At 46.4% G+C, this 20,678-nt stretch carries 15 protein-coding genes; 12 read left to right on the top strand and 3 right to left on the bottom strand.

Annotated features, from left to right (window positions below):
• Positions 1-22 precede the first annotated feature (22 nt).
• Positions 23-469: a spore coat protein gene (locus tag ABGV42_RS07185; protein WP_347383166.1), complete on the bottom strand. Its 447-nt coding sequence runs from the start codon at positions 467-469 to the stop codon at positions 23-25.
• A gap of 223 nt (positions 470-692) precedes the next feature.
• On the opposite strand from ABGV42_RS07185, the gene ABGV42_RS07180 reads away from it, so the two are divergent.
• Entirely contained in the window at positions 693-1,319 is a 627-nt protein-coding gene (locus tag ABGV42_RS07180) for a spore coat protein (protein ID WP_347381050.1), read from the top strand.
• Between the two features lie 170 nt (positions 1,320-1,489).
• Here the strand turns inward: ABGV42_RS07180 and ABGV42_RS07175 are convergent, their stop codons facing one another.
• Entirely contained in the window at positions 1,490-2,302 is an 813-nt protein-coding gene (locus ABGV42_RS07175) for an undecaprenyl-diphosphate phosphatase (protein WP_347381049.1), read from the bottom strand.
• A gap of 450 nt (positions 2,303-2,752) precedes the next feature.
• Here ABGV42_RS07175 and ABGV42_RS07170 point away from each other — a divergent pair, with 450 nt between their 5' ends.
• Entirely contained in the window at positions 2,753-4,474 is a 1,722-nt protein-coding gene (locus ABGV42_RS07170) for an ABC transporter ATP-binding protein (RefSeq protein WP_347381048.1), read from the top strand.
• Between the two features lie 112 nt (positions 4,475-4,586).
• On the opposite strand, the gene ABGV42_RS07165 is transcribed toward ABGV42_RS07170, so the two are convergent.
• Positions 4,587-6,359 (bottom strand): ABC transporter substrate-binding protein, encoded by a 1,773-nt coding sequence (locus ABGV42_RS07165; protein WP_347381047.1) that lies wholly within the window; start codon positions 6,357-6,359, stop codon positions 4,587-4,589.
• A gap of 141 nt (positions 6,360-6,500) precedes the next feature.
• Between ABGV42_RS07165 and ABGV42_RS07160 the strand changes: the two genes are divergently transcribed.
• From ABGV42_RS07160 to ABGV42_RS07115, 10 genes are all read left to right on the top strand, one after another.
• Positions 6,501-7,736, top strand: a complete 1,236-nt coding sequence (locus tag ABGV42_RS07160; protein WP_347381046.1) for an MDR family MFS transporter — start codon at positions 6,501-6,503, stop codon at positions 7,734-7,736.
• 374 nt (positions 7,737-8,110) lie between these two features.
• Positions 8,111-9,559 carry an amino acid ABC transporter substrate-binding protein/permease gene (locus tag ABGV42_RS07155; RefSeq protein ID WP_347381045.1) on the top strand — a complete coding sequence of 483 codons (1,449 nt, stop codon included), beginning with the start codon at positions 8,111-8,113 and terminating at the stop codon, positions 9,557-9,559.
• The gene (locus ABGV42_RS07150; RefSeq protein WP_110822281.1) at positions 9,552-10,280 is read left to right on the top strand and encodes an amino acid ABC transporter ATP-binding protein; all 729 of its coding nucleotides are present in this window, start codon (positions 9,552-9,554) and stop codon (positions 10,278-10,280) included. The genes ABGV42_RS07155 and ABGV42_RS07150 overlap by 8 nt, the downstream gene beginning before the upstream one ends.
• Positions 10,281-10,425: 145 nt before the next feature.
• Complete coding sequence (locus ABGV42_RS07145) at positions 10,426-11,112, top strand: hypothetical protein (protein ID WP_347381044.1); 687 nt, start codon at positions 10,426-10,428, stop codon at positions 11,110-11,112.
• A 273-nt stretch (positions 11,113-11,385) separates the two neighbouring features.
• Positions 11,386-12,345, top strand: a complete 960-nt coding sequence (locus ABGV42_RS07140; protein ID WP_431523604.1) for an ABC transporter permease — start codon at positions 11,386-11,388, stop codon at positions 12,343-12,345.
• Positions 12,345-13,214: a carbohydrate ABC transporter permease gene (locus ABGV42_RS07135; protein WP_347383164.1), complete on the top strand. Its 870-nt coding sequence runs from the start codon at positions 12,345-12,347 to the stop codon at positions 13,212-13,214. Before ABGV42_RS07140 ends, ABGV42_RS07135 begins: the two co-directional genes overlap by 1 nt.
• Before the next feature lie 22 nt (positions 13,215-13,236).
• The gene (locus tag ABGV42_RS07130) at positions 13,237-14,769 is read left to right on the top strand and encodes an extracellular solute-binding protein (RefSeq protein ID WP_347381043.1); all 1,533 of its coding nucleotides are present in this window, start codon (positions 13,237-13,239) and stop codon (positions 14,767-14,769) included.
• Positions 14,766-16,088 (top strand): Gfo/Idh/MocA family protein, encoded by a 1,323-nt coding sequence (locus tag ABGV42_RS07125; protein WP_347381042.1) that lies wholly within the window; start codon positions 14,766-14,768, stop codon positions 16,086-16,088. Before ABGV42_RS07130 ends, ABGV42_RS07125 begins: the two co-directional genes overlap by 4 nt.
• Positions 16,089-16,248: 160 nt before the next feature.
• Positions 16,249-18,540, top strand: coding sequence for a helix-turn-helix domain-containing protein (locus ABGV42_RS07120; RefSeq protein ID WP_347381041.1), 2,292 nt, complete (start codon positions 16,249-16,251; stop codon positions 18,538-18,540).
• A 38-nt stretch (positions 18,541-18,578) separates the two neighbouring features.
• Positions 18,579-20,636: a glycoside hydrolase family 65 gene (locus ABGV42_RS07115; RefSeq protein ID WP_347381040.1), complete on the top strand. Its 2,058-nt coding sequence runs from the start codon at positions 18,579-18,581 to the stop codon at positions 20,634-20,636.
• Positions 20,637-20,678: the final 42 nt, after the last annotated feature.

Raw genomic sequence — 20,678 nt, 5'->3', positions numbered from 1 at the left:
TGCTCGACGTATCGTTTCACTATTATAGTGATATTGCTTTATTTGCCATGGCAACATCGTTAGCCAGAAGCTTCGGAAGATCATAAGAAGGGTAAAATCCTTGTTCAAGCATAAAATAAAAGACTTTACCATGCAGTTGAATGGCCCCGTTTAATTGTTTTTGCAATGTTTCCCGCAGCTGAGGAGTCGCTGTTTCAGTAATTCCAATGGCATAATTGCGAACGGACGTTTTGGCAAAACCGAGCAGCTGGCCTGCGTAGAAGGCAGTCATGTCCTGATCATTGCCGCTGTTTCTGTTTCCTTGGGGAGCCAGCGGATAATATTGAAGGAGCTCTTTCAAGTTTTGTTCAATGGCCATGATCGCTTCCTTATAGAGAGCTTGCAAAGCGGGGTTCTTAACGTCGTTAACCACCATTTTGAAGTGAGTTAACTGGTTGCTCTGAAATGCAGTCAATTCATGGAGCTCCATTGTCTCATGCCATGCCAGATGTTGTTGACGGTTAGCTTCATAAGTATACAACTAAAATCCCTCCTAAACAGTATGCATTAGCCTATGCAGGTCACGTGCAAAGGTTACAGACCCAATTCCATACATAAAAATTTTAAAATCGATTCTGAATATATTTGCTTAATAAAAATAATAATAAACTCCGGACTGTGCTAAGCAGCTAACATATTAGGAGGTTAAATACATGCAAATGCAAAATCATCAGAACATCGAAACAGGAACGGTTCCACCACAACTCAATCATGGCGGCCATGAGATGTTTGACGTCCACGAGGTGCTTGCTGGAGCCATCAATACGTTAAATACCTATACCATGCTGAGTCAACACGTTAAAGACCCGGAGCTTCGCGACATTTTGTTGCGTCAAAAGCAATTCATGTCTGAGGAGTACAACATTACGCTGGAATGCTTCAGAACAGGACAAGACCCATCGAAACCAACGCAAAGTTATAAGATGTCACAGGACAACGATTTCACATATGGCATGAAACCAAGCCAGCCGAAAAAGCCGATGCTGTCAGCGACCGAAATTTGTGACCAAAGCATTTCCCTGAGCATGTTGAATGCAGTCAAATCGGGAGCAGTAATGAAAACAACAGCTGCGCTCGAATCCACAAACCCGGTCGTGCGCCGTGTGCTGGCAGATTCGCTGCCAAACTGTATCGAGATGGCATATGAAATCTCCATTTACCAAAATAAAAATGGTTTCTATCAGGTGCCACAACTTCCTCAGCAGGACATGCAGCAAATGCTGAACGGTTATGCACCATCCATGATCGCATCGCAAACGGGTGGAAACTTGCCGCACTAATGATTAGAAATGTAACCCCAGAACCCCATAGAGGACATGACCATGTCTACTATGGGGTTTGTCATACACTCGTATACATAGATACTGCAGTTTTCGATCCGAAGTAACTTATAAGAAAAGGAACACCGGGCTCAGCGCCAGGTGTTCCTTTAAAGGTACAGATAATAAAGTTACATAAAGATGAGCAACAATGTGCCGGCAATAAAACAGTAATAGGAGAAATATTTCAAATTCCCTTTGGCCATAATGCCCATGAACCATCTCATTGAGAAATACGTGACTACGAGTGTCGTTATAAAGGCAATAAGATAAGGGATGGCTAACTGAGCCCGATTGGGATCATTTGCAATGTCGGATGCGCCTAAAACCAATCCCCCCAAGCTTATCGGGATATAGAGCATAAAGGAAAATCTCAGAGCTGTTTCTTGTTTCATGCCAACCGCTATGGAAGCTATTACGGTGGCTCCGGAACGGCTGATCCCCGGTATAAGGGCAACCGCTTGAGCCAGTCCAACCAGAATCGCATCTTTTGTAGATAGATCCCCATCGCGTTTACGGCCGCGCAGATTGCGAATAAGCCATAGTGCTACACCTGTAACCAATAGGGCAATTGAGACGGTATGTACGGAAGCGAAAATCTCTTCAATCCGGTCCTTGAACAGCACTGCAGCGAGCGCTGCGGGAATCGTTCCAATGATGATGTATAGCACAAACATAAATTCTGCCCTGTATTGTTGGTCACGTGTACGAAGGTATTGAACTGCGCCAACAATCAGCTTTTTGATATCTTCACGAAAGATAAAAACGATAGCTATAAGTGAGGCTGTATTTGTTAGAATTTCGAACGATAATCCGTTTTGTTTCATCCCCATCAGCCGCTGTGCAATGATTAAATGTCCGCTTGAAGAAACAGGAATGGGCTCTGTCGCACCTTGAACCACACCCAAAAACAAATACTTTAACCACAGAATAATGTCTTCCATCTTCTCCTCCTTGACGTTATTTCCAGAAAATAAACATAGGTTGTCATTCTACATGATCATAGCTTGTTCCCTTGCTGGGTTGCAAGTTTTAATATAACCAGGTTCAGAGATCACTTGAAATAATTGGTTGATTTTAAGGAAGGTCAACAGCTATACTAGACCATATCTTTTGAATTGAGGTGAAATGAATGTCTTACCGTATCGTTCGAAGTAACTAGTTTTCGGGCCGGATCAAAACGCGTACCGGCTATCAAGGGGATCGTATGCCCATTTGATCGCATGAAACTGGAAACTTTGGATGGTGCCCAGGCAATCATTTTGTTCGCAGGCCAGGACACACCAGATTCATGGAACCATCAGGACCATCTCGCGAGAGGGACTTGAATATGTCCATGACTGAAATTGTCCTGGCTTTTTTCTCATTTTGGAAGATAAAGGGGCAGGAGAGCAGTGTTAAAACAATGTTTATTTCAATTAAAATGGTGGATTTTCGTATACATTGCCTTAGGCTGGGTGATTCAGCTATTCAGCAGCCTGGGGATTTTCTTTTTCCAGAAGATATTGGATACGGCGATACAGGTAAACCGGATGGACGAGATGATCCACTTGATCATGATCTACGGAGCACTTCTTGTGGGGACGGTCGTTCTGAACTATGTGGATGAGTATCCAAGCGTATATCTGTCCAAGCGGTTGACCGAGCAATTAAAAATCATGGCACTAGACAAAATAGCAAAAATTGATTATCAGGCTTATCAAAACGTGGGAACCGGACAGATGATTAAAGTCATTGAAAACGGCGCGGAAGCAGGGAATGAGATCATTTATGGTTTTTACCTCAAAACACTGCATGAACTCCTGCCGACGATTATGTTCAGTCTGCTGTTTATCAGCTTTTACGATCCACGAATTATGATTATTATTGCCGCTGGCTATGTCGTTGTATTTGGCGTAACCAATCTGATACTTAAATTTCTATACCGAATGAAATCAACCATTCTGAACGAACAGGAGACCATCTCCAGATACTCCATACGCGGATTCATGGAACTGGTCGTATTCCGGACAAACAAACGATATGAGAAGGAAATGGCCAAACTCAGCGCATCAGCACGCCTGATGATTAACAAAAGCGCGCAGCTGCGAATGGTTCATGAAGCCTTTTTTGCAATATTCGAGGTGTTCATCACCGTTATTAAGATTGTGATGCTGTTCTTTGGGGTTAACAGCGTCATTACAGGAGACTCCTCCATTGGCGTGATTGTGGCATTGTTTCTTTTTATTGAAAAGATTTACTCACCTATCGCCATATTTAATGTGCTGTTCGTAGACTATCGGTTGAATCAAGTAACTTATAAGCGGTTTGAAGCGTTCATTCAAGCTCCGGAGGACCGCAATCTGGATCATGGTCATGAAGTGCCGGGGCTCAAGGGGAATATCGAATTTCACAACGTCTCGTTCGGTTACGGTCAATACAGTATCTTAAATGATATCTCTCTGACCATTCCCCAAGGGTCTTCCGTGGCGCTGGTTGGCATGAGTGGAGGCGGAAAATCAACGATGATCAAGCTGTTGATCGGCCTGGTGAAAAAGAACAGCGGTAAGCTGCTTGTGGATGGCGTTGATATCGATGAGTTGAAGCTGAACAGTTACTATGACCATATCTCTTATTTGTCACAGGAGACGCCAATCTTCGATGCGACCATCCGTGACAATATTTGTTTTGATCAACCGGTCTCGGATACAGTTCTCTATGAATTATTGGATAAGGTTCATCTTAAAAATACAATTCTGAAATGGCCAGAGGGATTAAACACACTTGTTGGCGAGAGAGGGGTGAAGTTGTCCGGCGGGGAACGTCAGCGGCTTGCCTTTGCCCGAATCCTATTTCAGCGAAGAAACGTGTTGATTCTGGACGAACCGGTGTCGGCTCTGGACAATATTACGGAGAAAAGCATCATGGAAACGATCCTGAAAGAGTTCAGCGGTAAAACGGTCATTATCGTCGCACATCGATTGAACTTCATCCGGCAAGTCGATCAGATCGTCGTCATGGACCAAGGAAGAATTGCCGGTTACGGGCCTTTCGATAAACTGATTCAGGACTGCGAACCATTCCGGGAGCTGTGGCAAAGAAAGGACGTCGACCAGGCTTTACACCATGTTGATTAACGTTGGTGGGTAGTTCAATTTCATATATTAACCGTAGGTAAGCAATGCTCCAAGAAAATTAGAAGAGAGATAAAAAAGGATTTCCGTCATTGAAGGAAATCCTTTTTTATTTTTATGGTTTAATCCATATCTTTGAAATGTCCATAAAACCGAAGTCGGACGTTTGCAGACCTGAAAGGCTCTGATTGAGCTGAGCCCTTTTGTTGACATGAGCCCCATGCAAAATCCAGCAGTTGCTGCGGAGTAATTCTTCAGCTTCATCCAGCAGAGTGATCCGGTCAGGTTCATCCAATTGTGTAAAACGATCTAACTTGTCATCCAGAAGGGCCATGTGGTCGGAGGACATGCAGACATTGAACTGGTTGGACAACGTTTTGAAATAGTGAATCATTCCGTATTGCCAATCTTGCTCCAAAATTTCCTCCGCCATGATCAAGTCCGCAAATGTTGTCTCCTCAGGCTGGAGATTGTCGATTGAAGCTGCTAACTCAATATGCAGCCCAATAGCAGCTCCACGTTGCTGTATCCAATGGGCAACCCGCATATCCTTATTAATGGTACAAGACAGAAGGAGGGGTTCCCCCTGATACCCGCTGCTGACCAGCAACTCGCGTGCATGATCAAGCGACGCTTCTGACCAATGTTGCTGTGCACTTTTCCACGGAAGAAAGCTGCTTGCGGGTGTGATCAGATTACCGCCCAGTTCAGCTACAAGAGCTGCAGAGTCATACACTATTCTCAGTGCTTGCCGAAAATTGGGATGATGATGGATGCCTGGCTTTTGGAAGTTAAACAGTAGATACTGGCATCCAAGTGCAGGGTAGTCAATATCTTTCGTCGCTTCTTCGTCCGGAGACATCTTCAAGCGTTCGGTTCCTTGCAGTTCATAATATCGGTCCTGGCTGCCCAAGTCCGGCACAAACCAGATATATACCTGATCGAGGAGTGGACGAAGCCCATAATAGTTGTCAAATGCACGAAGTACCAGCACCTCATTATGTTGTTCACTGATCTGGAAAGGGCCAGTACCAACCAGTTGTTTGGAACTGTCGATGTCATAGGGAAGAATCGTCATAGGAATGCAACTAAACAGGTGCAGAAAAAACCGATTGGGACGATGGAGATAAAAACGGATGCAATAATCACCGTCTAACTCGGTGTGCTCAATATCCCGGTACAGCCATAGCGTAGGGCTTTTAACCTCTTGCAGCCGCTGCCACGTTGCCTGCACATCTGCAGAAGTCATTGTACGCCCGTGATGAAACCGTACGCCCTTACGCAGATAAAAGACCCACATTTTGTGGTCCTCGCTGCATTCCCATGTATGCGCAAGACTTGGCTGAAAGGAACCGGACTGAGCATCCAAGGTAATGAGTGTATTGCAAATCTGACTAAGCAAATAAGTTTCAAATGCAGTGTAGACTGAGGCCGGGTCCAGATTGCCCAGGCGGCGTGATCGCATCATTCGGAGCGTATCCTGACCTGAGGTTGTTTCCGTATGGCTTTGAAAACCCATCTGTTGGTTTAACAAACGCAGCAGTTTCTGCCGGATCATGCCATTCGTGTCCAGAGGTTCCAGCGTACCGATGAGTTCAACGGCTTCCTTCATTTTGCCACCGTTTATTAAGTCAAGAAAATGATTTTCCATTACTTCCTCCATACTGATTAGGAGCGTCAACGTGGAACGATGTCCCCTGCCAACGCCAGGCTGCCAATGAATGAAGCCCGCAGCTTCCAGCTTGCGTAAAATGAATTTTACGTTACGTGGTGTACAGAATAGCTCGGCCGAAAGGCTTTCAATCGTTATCGCAGCAGGCTCATTCACTTTAAGGGACAGCTGTTCTGATGTGACAAGCCGAAGGTAGTGTGTGATGGATGTATCCATAGAGATGCTCCTTTATAAAGGGTGAAAGACAACAAAAAATGCTTACACTTTTCTTTCCCCCTTTGATCCATACAATTATAACTAATGAGAGGGACATGCGCAGTCCCTTTTTTAAATCATCTGGAATAGGAGACATCACTTATGAAGCATCATCTGCAACAAATACACCCTTTGGCCTGGACCATTATTATCGGCACCATGTTTGGACGTCTGGTGACATCCATGAGCATTCCGTTTTTATCCATCTATTTGACACGCGTATTGGGGGCTTCACCGACAGAGACGGGTTTAACCGTTGCGGTGAGTTCACTGGCCGGCGTATTGATCAGCTTCTACGGAGGATACATCTCGGATCGGATTGGTCGTCAAATAGTAATGCTGGTCTCCGTGTTTAGCTGGGCCGGCGTTTTTTTCATCTTTTCATCCGCACAGCACCTATGGGTGTTTTTCATTGCCAATACGTTAAATGGGTTATGCCGTGCATTTTTTGAGCCGACTTCACGTGCATTGTTGTCGGATATCACTCCTTCACAGCACAAGCTGCTCGTTTATAATCTGCGCTATGCTGCGATTAACATCGGTGTTGTATTTGGCCCGATCATAGGGCTTTACCTTGGGTCGGCTGAATCGACGTATCCGTTTGTCATTTCAGGAATGGTTTATGTTGTCTATGGTCTGGTCTTGTCATTTCAGTTTCACGTCAGACGCGGAGATCTTCCAAAACACACGGAGACTCATGCCCCGAGCTTAAGGGAAGCTTTGGCTACAACTACCAGAGATCGGGTATTCCTGCTGGTCCTCATTGGAACAACCTTTTGTGAACTCGGATTTGGGCATTTTGGTTCAACGTTAGCTCAGTATCTGACCCTGAATCCGAATATCGAGGACGGAAGCCGGATGTTCTCATACATGTTCTCCCTGAACGCCATGACGGTACTGATCGTCCAATATCCGATTGTACAAACGGCAAAAAAATATTCGCCGATTGCCTCTCTTATCGTTGGCAATATCCTTATCGCTGGAAGCTTGCTGCTGTTCGGTTGGGCAGAAGGTCTGGTGCTTTTGTTCATCAGCGTCATTCTGTTTACGATTGGGGAAGTGCTGCTTTTTACCATGATGGACCTGTTCATTGATCGGATTGCTAAACCTGAGAATAAGGGCATATATTTTGGAACCATAGGCTTTAATCATTTGGGCAGTGTGGTAGCCCCTGTTTTTGGAGGTTTGCTTCTTGGCTATTTTGGGGCAGAGAATGGGGTTTCCGTCTTTGTTCCGCTGGCACTCGCAACTGCGCTCGGTCTTCCTTTTCTTTGGAGGGCACGTCAGCATCAATTATCAAGAGAGAGTAAGAAAGTGTTTCAAACGAGTGCTCAATAAGGTAATGAAAGGTGCACCTGTTGAAAGATATAAGTACATGGTTGAGACGAAACATTTTTAATTGAAAGAGGGATTATTGTAAATGATAAACATATTCCGGATGAATCCGGTATGAAAAAACACATATTCTCCTTTCACCAAAAAATGGATGCCTAATGAAATGAAAGAAAGGACTACTGCGCTTTACAACGGTAAATAAAGAGTGAAGGCAAAGCATACTTATGTAGTAACCCCGTAAGCGTCATGATTGGAAAAGAAATCAATACTTAAAATTTAAAATGTTTATTTTCACAAAAAGAATATGACTGTATAATGAGCAATACGTCTGAAAAAATGTAACACCGAAACTTAGAAGACCGAGAAGGGGAGGACATATGAAAACAACAAAGGTCTCGTTTTTTGTACTTTCGCTAGTACTGCTCCTGGTGACCGGATTATCCGGGTGGGCAGGGGGTGCTGATGCAGAATCGGGCACCGGCAAAACCTATGTCATCGGCACAGACATTACATTTGCTCCGTTTGAATTTCAGGATGTGAATGGTGATTTTGTCGGAATTGACATGGATTTGCTCGATGCCATTGCCAAAGATCAAAATTTTAAGTATGAAATTAAAGCTCTCGGATTTAACGCTGCCGTGCAGGCACTTGAGGCAAATCAGGTCGATGGTGTTATTGCGGGAATGAGTATTACTGATGAGAGAAAACAAAAGTTTGACTTTTCTGAATCATATTTCGAATCAGGTGTGGTTATGGGCGTTAGTGCCAATAACGATACCGTTAAAAGTTACGAAGACCTCAGAGGTAAAAAAGTTGCTGTGAAAACGGGAACAGAGGGATACACTTTTGCAGAGTCTGTGGCCTCGAAGTATGGCTTCACAATTGTTCCATTTGATGATTCTTCACAAATGTATGATGATGTAAAAACCGGAAACTCTGTCGCCTGTTTTGAAGATTTTCCCGTACTTGCTTATGGAGTGAAGCAGAATAACGGCCTGAAGATTGTTACCAAAAAAGAAGAAGGAGGTTCCTATGGGTTCGCCGTAAGCAAAGGGAAGAATCAGGAACTTCTTCAAATGTTCAATGATGGACTAACAAATATTAAGGCAAACGGAGAGTATAAACGCATTACTGAGACATATGTTGGTGAAAATGCTCCAACAACTGCTGATATGGGGCGCTGGGAGTTGGTTCAGAAATCCCTACCATCCCTGATCAAAGGTCTGGGTAACACGCTCTTATACACCATAGTTTCACTATTTTTCGCCTTTATTCTAGGCTTAATCTTCGGATTTATGAAAGTGGGACAAAATAAATTCCTTCGCGGTGTAGCCACTGTATTTGTGGATATATTCCGCGGGATTCCATTGATCGTTCTTGCCTTCTTTATCTATTTCGGGATTCCGCAGGCATTGGGCTTCACCATGCCATTGTTCTTGGCAGCCATTCTGACGCTAAGTCTGAATGCAGGAGCGTACGTAACCGAAATTATTCGCGGAGGTATTCAATCGATTGATCGTGGACAGATGGAAGCTGCCCGTTCACTGGGTATTCCTTATCGCAAAGCGATGATGAAGATCGTTATCCCTCAGGCCATTCGGGTTATGATTCCTTCCTTCATTAATCAGATGGTCATTACACTGAAAGATACGTCGATCTTGTCCGTTATTGGTCTGGTGGAGTTAACGCAATCGGGTAAAATTGTCATCGCAAGAACATTCGCCTCTTTTGACATCTGGCTAACCGTTGCGATCATGTATCTGATTGTCATCATCACATTGACTAAAATCGCTGACCATCTGGAGGTGAAGGTTCGCCGTGGGTAAAATTAAGGTTGAAGGATTGAAGAAAAGTTTTGGCTCGAATCAGGTTCTGAAAGGGATCGATATGACGGTCGCCGAGGGCGAAGTGGTCTGTGTCATCGGCCCGTCCGGTTCGGGGAAAAGTACGTTTCTGCGCTGCATAAACCAATTGGAAGAGATTACTGCAGGCCGGGTTATCGTTGATGACCAGGATCTGAATGATCCGAAAACCAATATCAATAAAGCACGTGAAAATATCGGCATGGTGTTTCAGCACTTTAACTTGTTTCCACATTTCAGCGTGCTCAAAAATATCATGTTCGCACCAAGAGAGCTTGGTAAGTTGAACGAGCAGCAAGCTCGGGAAACCGCCTTGCGCTTGCTTGAGCGGGTAGGCTTGTCGGATAAAGCGGATAGCTATCCTAACAAACTTTCGGGCGGTCAAAAACAACGGGTCGCGATTGCTCGCGCGCTTGCGATGAATCCGGACGTCATGTTATTCGATGAACCGACTTCTGCGCTTGATCCCGAAATGGTTGGTGAGGTTCTGGGCGTTATGAAGGACCTCGCAAGCGAGGGAATGACCATGATGATCGTTACCCACGAGATGGGATTTGCCCGTGAAGTTGCAGATCGGGTAATCTTCATGGATGGCGGATACATCGTGGAGCAGGGTACGCCTGCCGAGATATTCGGTAATCCGAAGCATGAACGCACCATCAGCTTTTTGGAAAAAGTACTCTAATTTCCAATCCCAAAAAACCTTCAAGACTTTGTTCTTGGAGGTTTTTTGTTGTTTATAAGTCAGAAAACGGGAGGTTAATTATGGTAACCTTAGAATAATATTATGATCCTAATGAGTTGCTATCATGACAATGGGGGACGAGACAATGCAAATGAAACAACTGATCGGGATATGTTTAGTTGTGGTTATTTTTTCGATCACCGCATTTTTATCTTATGTCTATCTTAACGATAGACCTGGCGGGTTTTCAGACCAACGGATGTCCAAATTGTTGGGAATGGATGAGACTATATACATCCCTACCGGGAAGACTCCGGCAAGCGCGATTCAAAAGTTTAGATCAGAACAGTCTGCATCACATATTATCCATGAAGAGCCAGTAGAAGGCGGTATGATTTTATTTACACAAAGAGTAAGCTCGGAATCCAGTAATCTTCAGATGGAGTATGCACAAAAGAGAATATTCGGTTGGAAATGGAGATGGGGTGGAGGATACGGGATTGGGAAATCTTATCCCAAACCGTTTGCCATGGACTATATGAGTATTCCTCGCTTGAATCACATTGAGTCTCCTTTTCCTATCGTATTCGGAAATGTACTGAACCCTGCAATCAAGCGAATAACAGTTGATACGAAGGAAAATGGAAAACAGGTTTCTACGGAAGCTAAATTGGTTCAAGTCGGAGCGGAAAGTAACATATGGTTCGTATTGCTCTCCTTATCTGCCAGCACTCCATTCGAAATTAAAGCATTTAACGAAAAAGGCGTTCTGATAGCCAGCAAGGAGATTGAAGATCCGAATGACAGCGGTTCATTAACTATTGAGGATTGAAGTCAGTCTTCGTACTAAGTTATTTCTCCCTGCATAGAGAAATAACTTTTCCAGACCTAAGGTCGCCATATGTGGCGGCCTTTTTGATGATTTTATCGTACCAACCGATTCTCCAGCGAATGAACCGATCCTGCAAAAGCTTACTGTGTAAGCGATTGGTTCATGATTTGGCCGATTGCACGATTGTTGATCATGCTGCTCGCCCATATGATGTGAACAGAGGATCCTGCTCGTCATTCACACTATTAACTGCTAAAGGGGGCCCGAGATCGTATGACTGAGCTCACGGAAACACCTGCACGGCAACCCGGAGTTACAGTGGGCAAACGCGTCAAAAAAGGGTATTTGCGAAACATGAGGAAACATTGGATGCTGTATGTCATGATTCTACCCGGCATTTTGTTTTACATTATTTTTAAGTATATCCCTTTGGGAGGAAGTGTCATTGCATTTCAGAATTTTCAGATCATGAAAGGGATATGGAGCAGCCCATGGGTAGGCCTGGATAATTTTAAGTTTATTCTTACGTATCAGGACTTCTATAATGTACTTCGAAACACAGCACTGATTGCCTTTTACAAGTTAGTGGTCGGATTTCCAGCTCCCATCCTGCTTGCGCTGCTGTTTAATGAGGTACGGAAGATGCTGGCCAAACGTTTCCTGCAAAGTCTGTTCTATTTGCCGCATTTCCTTTCTTGGGTCGTTGTGGGTGGAATCGTCTTTGAAGTTCTCGCCTCGGTTGGTTTTGTAAACGCTGTCCGTGGATGGTTTGGCTTCGAGCCCATTCTGTATATGCAGCAGGAGCAATATTTCCGGCCCATTGTTGTCTTGTCTTCCATATGGAAGGAAGTAGGATGGGGGACCATTATTTATCTCGCAGCCATAAGCGGGGTTGATCCAACCCAGTATGAAGCCGCCGTCATGGACGGAGCGAATAAGTGGAAACAGGCGATTTATATTACACTTCCCGCGTTGTTCCCGACCATTCTGATTCTGTTCCTGCTTAATATTGGCAACTTCCTGGAGCTCGGCTTCGATCAGGTCTATAACCTGCTGACGCCAATGACCTATTCGGTAGGGGATATCATTGAGACATATGTATACCGCTCAGGTGTTCTGCAGGGGCAGTACAGTGTCACGACAGCTATTGGACTGTTCCAATCCGTCATCGGCTTTATCCTGCTCTGGGTCTTCAATCGATTGGCCAAAAAGACAGGGGAGGGATTGTGGTGATGAAACAAACCTTTGGTGAAAAATGCTTTCAAGCCGCCAATTATGCCTTCCTGACAGCTGCGGCCTTAACCATGATCCTGCCATTGCTTCATCTGCTCGCTGTATCCCTGAGTTCACCGGTTGCCGCCGATTCCAAGGAAGTTTTTCTGTGGCCGGTTGGCTTTACGATGGCTTCCTGGAAACATATTTTACAGAGTTCGGGTCTTTGGCAATCTTTTGGTGTAACCGTATTCATAACGGTGGCAGGGACGGCGCTGAGTATGCTCTTTTCCGTGCTGACCGCATTCCCGCTATCACGCAAGGAGTTTCTGATTCGCAAACAGGTGATGCTCGGGATTGTCATCACGATGATCTTCAATGCACCGATGATACCTTTCTTCCTGACAGTCAGAGAGCTGGGTATGATGAATTCCATATGGGCACTGATTATTCCGGGGGTCATCGGTACGTTCAACATGGTCATTCTGCGTACATTCTTCATGAACTTGCCGAAGGAACTGGATGATACTGCCCGGATCGATGGCTGCCACGATTTTCGAATCCTGTTCCAGATTTATCTGCCGCTGTCCAAACCGGTTCTTGCCACAGTCAGTCTGTTCTATGCCGTAGGTTACTGGAACACATTTCAACGGGCTGTACTCTTCGTTCGGGATCCTGATCTGTGGCCGCTTCAGATGAAGCTGCGTGCCTATTTAACCAGTCCGGAAGAACTCGCGCAGGTCAATATGTTCCTGGATGATTACGACTTCAACACCACCACATTGAAAGCAGCGACGATTCTTTTTGCAAGCGTTCCCATTATTTTGGTGTATCCTTATTTACAGAAATATTTTGTCAAAGGTTCGCTGCTTGGATCGCTGAAAGAATAATTATGACCAAGGGGATGATTCCATGAGAAGACGACTGACCCAAAAGTTTGTACCGATTGTGCTTAGTATGGCCATGCTGGTAGTCGCCGGCTGCAGTTCCAACACTAGCGATTCAGGGAGCGGTTCTGCCGAAGGGAGCTCCGGTATTCCGATCGTGAAAGTATTCAAGAGTCATATGGGTATCGGGAGCATGCCTGCAGCTGATGATCCACATGTGAAATATGTTGCTGATAAGACGGGTGTTCAATATGAGCTGATTACGACTCCTCCTGGCTCGGAACCATCGGAATATCTAAACCTGATGATCGCGTCAGATGAGCTGCCGGATATTCTCCGCCCGATCGGAGGCGTGGAACAAACGTTGATTCAACAAGGTGGAGCGCTGCCGCTGGATGATCTGCTGCCTGAATATGCTCCGCATGTCTGGGAGAGTATTCCCCAGGAAGCCTGGGATATCGTTCGTTCAGCTTCTCCCGACGGCAAAATTTATTATGTACCTAAAGTATTTCTTGTTCCGGAACGGGCACCTTTGATTCGCAAGGACTGGCTGGATAAGGTAGGGATGGAAATGCCGGCAACCGTTGATGAATATGTTGAAATGCTCAGAGCCTTCCGTGACAAGGACCCGAACGGCAATGGAAAAGCAGATGAACTGCCCACAAGCGGAAGGGAATTCGGAAGGTGGATGGACCATCTGTTTGCCATGTACGGAGTAGCCATGTGGGAAGGATATCCGGAATGGGACGAATACAACGGCAAGATCCAGTATGCCGGGACAACGGATAACATGAGAGAGGCAATCAAGTTCATCCGGATGCTGTATGAAGAAAAACTGCTCGATAATGAAACGTTTTTGAACAAAGGAGAAGTATGGCAAGCAAAAATTAACAATAACCTGGTGGGAAGCTGGTACCATTTGCCTGCAAATGTCCGCGATCGTCTGAATGCCATGTTGACACAGGCACCAGATGCCTATATCGCAGCGATGCCGCTGCCACAAGCCGAAGGCTTCGAAGCTTTCGTGACGCAGAAGAGTATGGGTGAACCGGAATGGATGATTCCGGCTGCGAAGCAGGATAATGCCCCCAATGCCTTGAAGCTGCTTGATTTCTTTTACAACCCTGAAAATGATGAATTTGTCCGTTTCGGGCTGGAAGGGGAGCAGCATGAAGTCAAAGACGGACGCAAAGTCATTCTTCCGCCTGCAGACAACAAACCGCTTGCCTTGGGCATGAAAAACTTGACGACTGCTGAGGACATGAACAAACGTATTGAAGAGACTTATCCTGAGGACCAGCAGCAGATGGTAAAAGACATGTTCGTTGTCAGCACAGCCGATGCCCGGCAAATTGCGGGTGATGGTCTTCCGGCTTCCGTGTATGAAGGCTTCCCTGATATCCAGTCACACAAGCTGTTTCAGGAAGTATTAACCAAGATCGTCATCGGAGAGCTGCCTCTGGAGGCTTATGATGAATACGTGAAGAAATGGAATGCTTCTGGAGGCGAAGTGGTCACCCAGCGGGTCCAGGAATGGTATGAGAAGGTGAAAAAGTGAAAAAAAGATATGCTATATGCGGAGTGAGCGGCAGAGCTCTGGGGCAGTTCGCCAAGCCTATACATGAGTTGTTCACTCACAATTCGGAGATCGTGGCACTGCTGGATACGGATCCCGTACGTTTCGAAGCCTATCGTGCGCGCTTTCCGGATCACTCCGAAGTTGCAGTATATGGAGCTGCTGATTTTGCTGTCATGGTGGAGGATACCAAGCCGGATTGCATTATTGTCGCCGGCAGGGATGATACTCATGTCCATTATATTACCGCTGCACTGGAGCGGGATTTGGACGTAATTACCGAAAAACCGATGGCAACGACCGGAGCGGACGCCAGACGCATACTGGATGCTGAAGCAGCGAGTCAGGGAAAAGTCATTGTTACGTTTAACTATCGATATATGCCCATTCATATGCGGATCAAGGAAATGATACAGGAAGGCAAAATTGGCCGAGTCACTTCCATTGATCTCAATTGGTATATTGATACACATCACGGTTCTAGCTATTTCAAACGCTGGAATCGTGAACGGTCTTATTCGGGTGGACTGTCCGTGCACAAAAGCACCCATCATTTTGACCTGGTTCAGTGGTGGATTAACCAAAAGCCGGTGGAAGTCTTTGCTTATGGAGCACTGAACTATTACGGTGCAGATGGCGAGTTGAATCCCGCACGTGAAGATGGGCGGCATTGCCGTACGTGTAATGTTTCGGAAGATTGTGCGTACTACTCCCGTTGGACACCGCGCAGCCGGCAGATCCGCGTTCCGGATGACCATCTGAACCTGCTAGGTTCAACCACAAATTTTCCATACACATCATACCGTCCGGATCAATGCATCTTTGATTCCACCATCAAGATTGAAGATACGTATACCGCATCTGTGAGATATAGTGGCGGGGCACTCATGAGTTATTCGGTCAATTTTTCCCTTCCTTATGAAGGCTATCGGCTGGCCGTGAACGGTACGAAAGGGCGTCTGGAAACACTTGAATATCATATGCCTGCACGTACACCTTTTCCAACTCCGGTTCAGACCATCGACTATTTTCCCCTGTTTGGTTCCAAAGAAACCATACATGTCGTACATCGGGAAGGCGGACATGGTGGAGGGGATCCGTTACTGCTGGAGGATATTTTTCTTGGAGAAGATCAACATCGTCCTTTCCGGATTCTCTCCGGGGCGGTGGATGGAGCTTACTCCGTCGCTGCAGGAGAAGCCGTCTGGCGTTCAGTCGCCGAGCACCGTCCCATATCCATAGAAGCTGTGCTTGGCGGCTGGGGAAATACGGTGTCTATGCAGAATGCGACAAGCGAGTGAACATTTAATTACATTAAATGATGGCGAAAACAGCCCAAACAGCGGGCTAGTAGGAGATCGAAATGCACGAAGAAGTCAAAATAGGCTCTAAGGCCGGGTCGCACCGGGCAGGTCGAAACTGTATAATTGCGGTATATTGCACATAAGGTGGGAGATAACTGTGACCCTTTCCTTTTTGAAGTGGTTAAAATTCAATTTCACCAATACCCAGACCCGGCTGCTGCTTATTTTGACCATCGTTGTCTTCATGATTATTATCGCAGTAGGCATGACAACGTATTATTCAGCCAAGTCAGTATTACAGCAGGAGCTCAGTGAACCGCAGCACCAGATGCTGCGCATCAGCATGAATGATATTGATGAAGTCATACGGGAAAGCGACCAGATCGCCGTGAAAATTGCGCTCAATAATCATGTGTATAAATTTCTCACGAGTGAGGTGCAGGGATCATACCGTAACGTCACGGAATTGGTTCAGTTTCTGGAAACCCTAATTAGCAGCACCCCCTTTATTAAGAGCGCTTACATCTATGATATGGAAAGGGATAGCATAGTCGCTTTTCCTCAGGGGTATAGTTCAAGCAAAGCCAATTTTCCCGATTCAGGATGGGTAGGGGTGACAGCCGAATTAGATGATCGGCCCATGCTGGTGAAGCAGCGGGAGATTGCCGCAGGCTCGGGCATTCCCTCCTCCCAGATTACACTTTATCGCAAGATTATGCTCGCGGGTGAACTGAAAGGGATCATTGCCATCAATTTTAAAGCGGATCAAATGTTCAAGCACATGCTTCTTTCTTCCGTCTCTGATCTCGATAATCATCGTTTCATTCTGGATGCTGACAATAAGCCATTGTATGATCTTGGTAATTATCCAGTTGGAGAGGAAGCGGTGGCACAGGTTCTCGCGAATCTGGAAGGAGAAAAGCTTGGCGAGTTCAAGCATGAGGGTCAATTGCTGCTCGCTTCACAGACGATGTCCCCGTATACAGGTTGGCGTTATCTTTCAATTATTTCCCAGGAAAGTTTACTGGCCAATGCCCAGAAAATTAGAAACATTGTGTTCTTGGTTTCACTATTGGCACTTGCCGCAGGAGCCGCCACGATTGCTTTTTATAACAGGGCAGCCTTTAAACCGGTGAAACGGATGAGACAACTGCTTAGCGGGTATGATCGTCAACACATCAGTCCAGAGCTGATTGATCTCGAGAAAATAACAGGACAGCTGCTGACGGATCATGCACAGCAAGCCATTAATCTCAGACAAACACTTCCTGAAGCGTCTTCCAAATTTCTGACTGATATTTATGCGGGACACATGACGGGTTATCGTGAAATCGGTGAAAAGTGGAACCGATACTTCAAGGAATGGAGTGATAGTCCGCTGACAGTTGCAATGTTGTCTATTGATGATTATCACGCCTGGTGTGAAAGGTTTAAGAAGTCGGATCAATCCCTTTTGAAATTTGCCATTGCCAATATCATTGCAGAACTGCTATCAGGGGAGTGGCGTCTCATATCTGCAGATCTCGGCAGGGACCGATTGTTAGTCTTGCTGCAGCCACTTGATCCCGGCAGAGATATGAATGCATCCACTTCGATTGGTGAAGCACTGAGGATGATTCCGAAACTGCTCAAGTTCCAGGTCTCGGCAGGCGTAAGCGAGGACCACGACGGATTCAAGGAACTTCAACAGGCGATGCAGCAAGCGGACAGCGCTTTGGGTTTCAGATTGTACCGCGGATATGAACAAGTGATTCGGTTTGAGGACATTTCTGGTTACCAAAAACCTGAACGTACAGAGGAAAATGAACTTATGTCCCAATTGACTGAAACGATCGAAGCCGGCAGCGGTGAAGAGGCCATCAGAATCATGGATAAAGCATTTAGCCGCATGAGGATCGAACGGTGGCACCCGTCCTCGGCGATATCCTTTCTCGAATCTGTAGCGGAGACGCTGGAAGGAATACGCATGAAACGGGATACTGGGGGATGCGGGTTCCGTGTTTCCGGTTTGCGGACGATGAATCAGGAGTCTGCGTGTTCACTGCTGCGCAATGAGGCAGAAGCGTTGGCAGCATGGTATGACAGCATGCAGCTCAGGAAGGATTATATCGTTTGCCAAACGATGATTGCATTCATGAATGATCACCTGGAGGACCCGGTTAGCATTCAGGACATTGCTGAGTATGCGGGTATCGGTTCCAGTTTGGCAAGTCAGCTGTTCAAGCAGGAAATGAACGACACCATTCATGGTTACTTTACGAAGCTGCGTATGGAGCGGGCTTGTGAGCTCCTGCAGGATACCGACTACCGAATATCTGAAATCGCTTCCATGGTGGGATATCAGCATGAGAATAGTTTTATTCGCGTATATCGCAAAACCAAGGATATTACACCGGGAAAATACAGGGAGATGATGCGGGCCCGCAGGGATTCCTTGTTGGAATCTTAGTCTCCCATCCGAATCAAGAGAAGGAGGAACAGCTTAAAATGAACCGTAAAACGATTGTCACTCGAAACCATCCGGTGTTGACCCAGCTTGAGCCCAGGTCTCCTTTGTCTGTCGGCAACGGTGAATTTGCCTTTAGTGCTGATTTTACCGGCCTTCAGACCTTTCCGGAGGCGTACGAAATCCCGCTTGGCACGCAGTCCAACTGGGGGTGGCATTATACCGGAGGTCATGAAGTTTTCGGTGATCAGGATATCGTCTACCAGCCGTTTGAAACATATGGACGTAAAGTGGCTTATCCCATGAAACCTGAGAATCGAGAAGATGCCTATCACTGGCTGCGGCAGAATCCACATCGACTTCAACTGGGGCGCCTGGCGTTTCGGATACTGAAAGAAGACGGACAAGAAGTTGATATGTCACATGTGAATCCAGTACGCCAGGAACTCAATCTGTGGACAGGTACACTTCACAGTGAGTTCACCGTAGATGGAGTCAAGGTCCAGGTGGAGACTGCCTGTGATCCCGAGCAGGATGGCCTAGGCATTCGTGTACATTCAGAATTAATCCGCAAGGGGCGTCTGCATTTGTTCCTTGTTTTCCCCTGTCCTGATATGACACATCGGAGCTGGTCCAAGTCCGTTTTTCCCGATTGGGAACAGGACAGCAGACACCGCACCGAGTTAATGGCGACCGATTCGGTTTCAGCTTCACTGAAACGGATATTGGATGAAGACGAATATGGAGTGAGGTGGATCTGGGACGAGGGGCGTCTGGAGCAAACCGGAGCACATGAGTTCACGCTTATTCCTGAAGCATTGCAGCAATCAGATAGCTGGTCTTGTAGTGTTGCTTTTGCTGCGTCGAACCCATCAGCTCAACCAGCAGAAGCCGTATTTCACGCAAGCTCGGAACACTGGGAGCAGTTCTGGAACAGTGGAGCAGCCATGGATCTATCCGGAAGTAAAGACCCCCGAGCGGCAGAACTGGAGCGACGGATTGTCCTGTCCCAGTTCCTGTGTGCCGTGCACAGTGGTGGCTCCATGCCGCCTCAGGAAACGGGCTATATGTATAACAGCTGGTTCGGGAAAATGCATCTGGAAATGCACTGGTGGCATGCTGCCCATTTTTCCCTATGGAATCGAGCAGATCTGCTTCGCCGGAGTATGGAGTGGTATATCACCATTTTACCCAAGGCTCGTGAACTGGCTCGTTCACAGGGATATGCTGGTGCGCGCTGGCCCAAAATGGTCGGATATAACGGTGAGCAGAGCCCGTCACCGGTAGCGCCAGGGTTGATCTGGCAGCAACCTCATCCGATGGCACTTGCCGAGATGTGTTATTTGGCCCAGCCGGACCGATCTGTACTGGAACTGTATAAGGACATCGTATTTGAAGCGGCTGATTTCATGGTTTCCTTTGCTCACTGGGATGCCGAAAGAGAAGCGTACGTACTCGGACCACCCCTGATTCCGGCTCAGGAGAATCATGCGATGGACGAAAGTCTGAATCCGCCATACGAGCTGGAATACTGGAAATTCGGCCTGGAAATTGCCGCTATGTGGGCCGAGCGGCTGGAGCGGCCTGCGAATCCGGATTGGAGAAAGGTTGCGGCTCATATGGCATGTCCAAAACATCAGAATGGATTTTATCTTGCGCACGAGAATTGTCCTGACACTTTCACTGCTAAGAACCATGATCATCCTTCCATGCTCGGTGCGCTCGGCCTGCTTCCCGGAACGCTCATCGACAACAAAATTATGAAAAATACACTTCTCAAAGTGAAAGAATGCTGGGATTGGGACTCCGCATGGGGATGGGACTTTCCGATGTGTGCCATGACTGCGGCGAGGCTGGGAGAACCTGAGCTGGCCGTCGACTTTTTATTGATGGATGCCACCAAAAACACCTATTTGCCCAATGGACACAATTACCAAAGGCCGGGATTATGGGCGTATCTGCCTGGAAATGGTGGACTGTTAACTGCAGTAGCGATGATGGCTGCCGGATGGAGCGGCGAGGAAGGCGGAAACAATCCAGGATTTCCACAGGACGGGAGCTGGTCAGTTCAATGGGAAGGTCTTCATCCCCTAACCTGATCTGATAAGGTGATCTTTTTATTAGACTCCGGGAAGTCTGGT

The sequence above is a fragment of the Paenibacillus pabuli genome (assembly GCF_039831995.1).
GTDB classification, from domain to species: Bacteria; Bacillota; Bacilli; order Paenibacillales; family Paenibacillaceae; genus Paenibacillus; species Paenibacillus pabuli_C.
This window is presented reverse-complemented; position numbering and strand designations above follow the sequence as displayed.

Bases quoted from the DNA above. Each gene is read 5' to 3' on its own strand.
- ABGV42_RS07185 (WP_347383166.1), bottom strand. From the start codon at position 469: ATGGAGCTCCATGAATTGACTGCATTTCAGAGCAACCAGTTAACTCAC.
- ABGV42_RS07180 (WP_347381050.1), top strand. From the start codon at position 693: ATGCAAATGCAAAATCATCAGAACATCGAAACAGGAACGGTTCCACCA.
- ABGV42_RS07175 (WP_347381049.1), bottom strand. From the start codon at position 2,302: ATGGAAGACATTATTCTGTGGTTAAAGTATTTGTTTTTGGGTGTGGTT.
- ABGV42_RS07165 (WP_347381047.1), bottom strand. From the start codon at position 6,359: ATGGATACATCCATCACACACTACCTTCGGCTTGTCACATCAGAACAG.
- ABGV42_RS07160 (WP_347381046.1), top strand. From the start codon at position 6,501: ATGAAGCATCATCTGCAACAAATACACCCTTTGGCCTGGACCATTATT.
- ABGV42_RS07155 (WP_347381045.1), top strand. From the start codon at position 8,111: ATGAAAACAACAAAGGTCTCGTTTTTTGTACTTTCGCTAGTACTGCTC.
- ABGV42_RS07145 (WP_347381044.1), top strand. From the start codon at position 10,426: ATGCAAATGAAACAACTGATCGGGATATGTTTAGTTGTGGTTATTTTT.
- ABGV42_RS07140 (WP_431523604.1), top strand. From the start codon at position 11,386: ATGACTGAGCTCACGGAAACACCTGCACGGCAACCCGGAGTTACAGTG.
- ABGV42_RS07135 (WP_347383164.1), top strand. From the start codon at position 12,345: ATGAAACAAACCTTTGGTGAAAAATGCTTTCAAGCCGCCAATTATGCC.
- ABGV42_RS07130 (WP_347381043.1), top strand. From the start codon at position 13,237: ATGAGAAGACGACTGACCCAAAAGTTTGTACCGATTGTGCTTAGTATG.
- ABGV42_RS07115 (WP_347381040.1), top strand. From the start codon at position 18,579: ATGAACCGTAAAACGATTGTCACTCGAAACCATCCGGTGTTGACCCAG.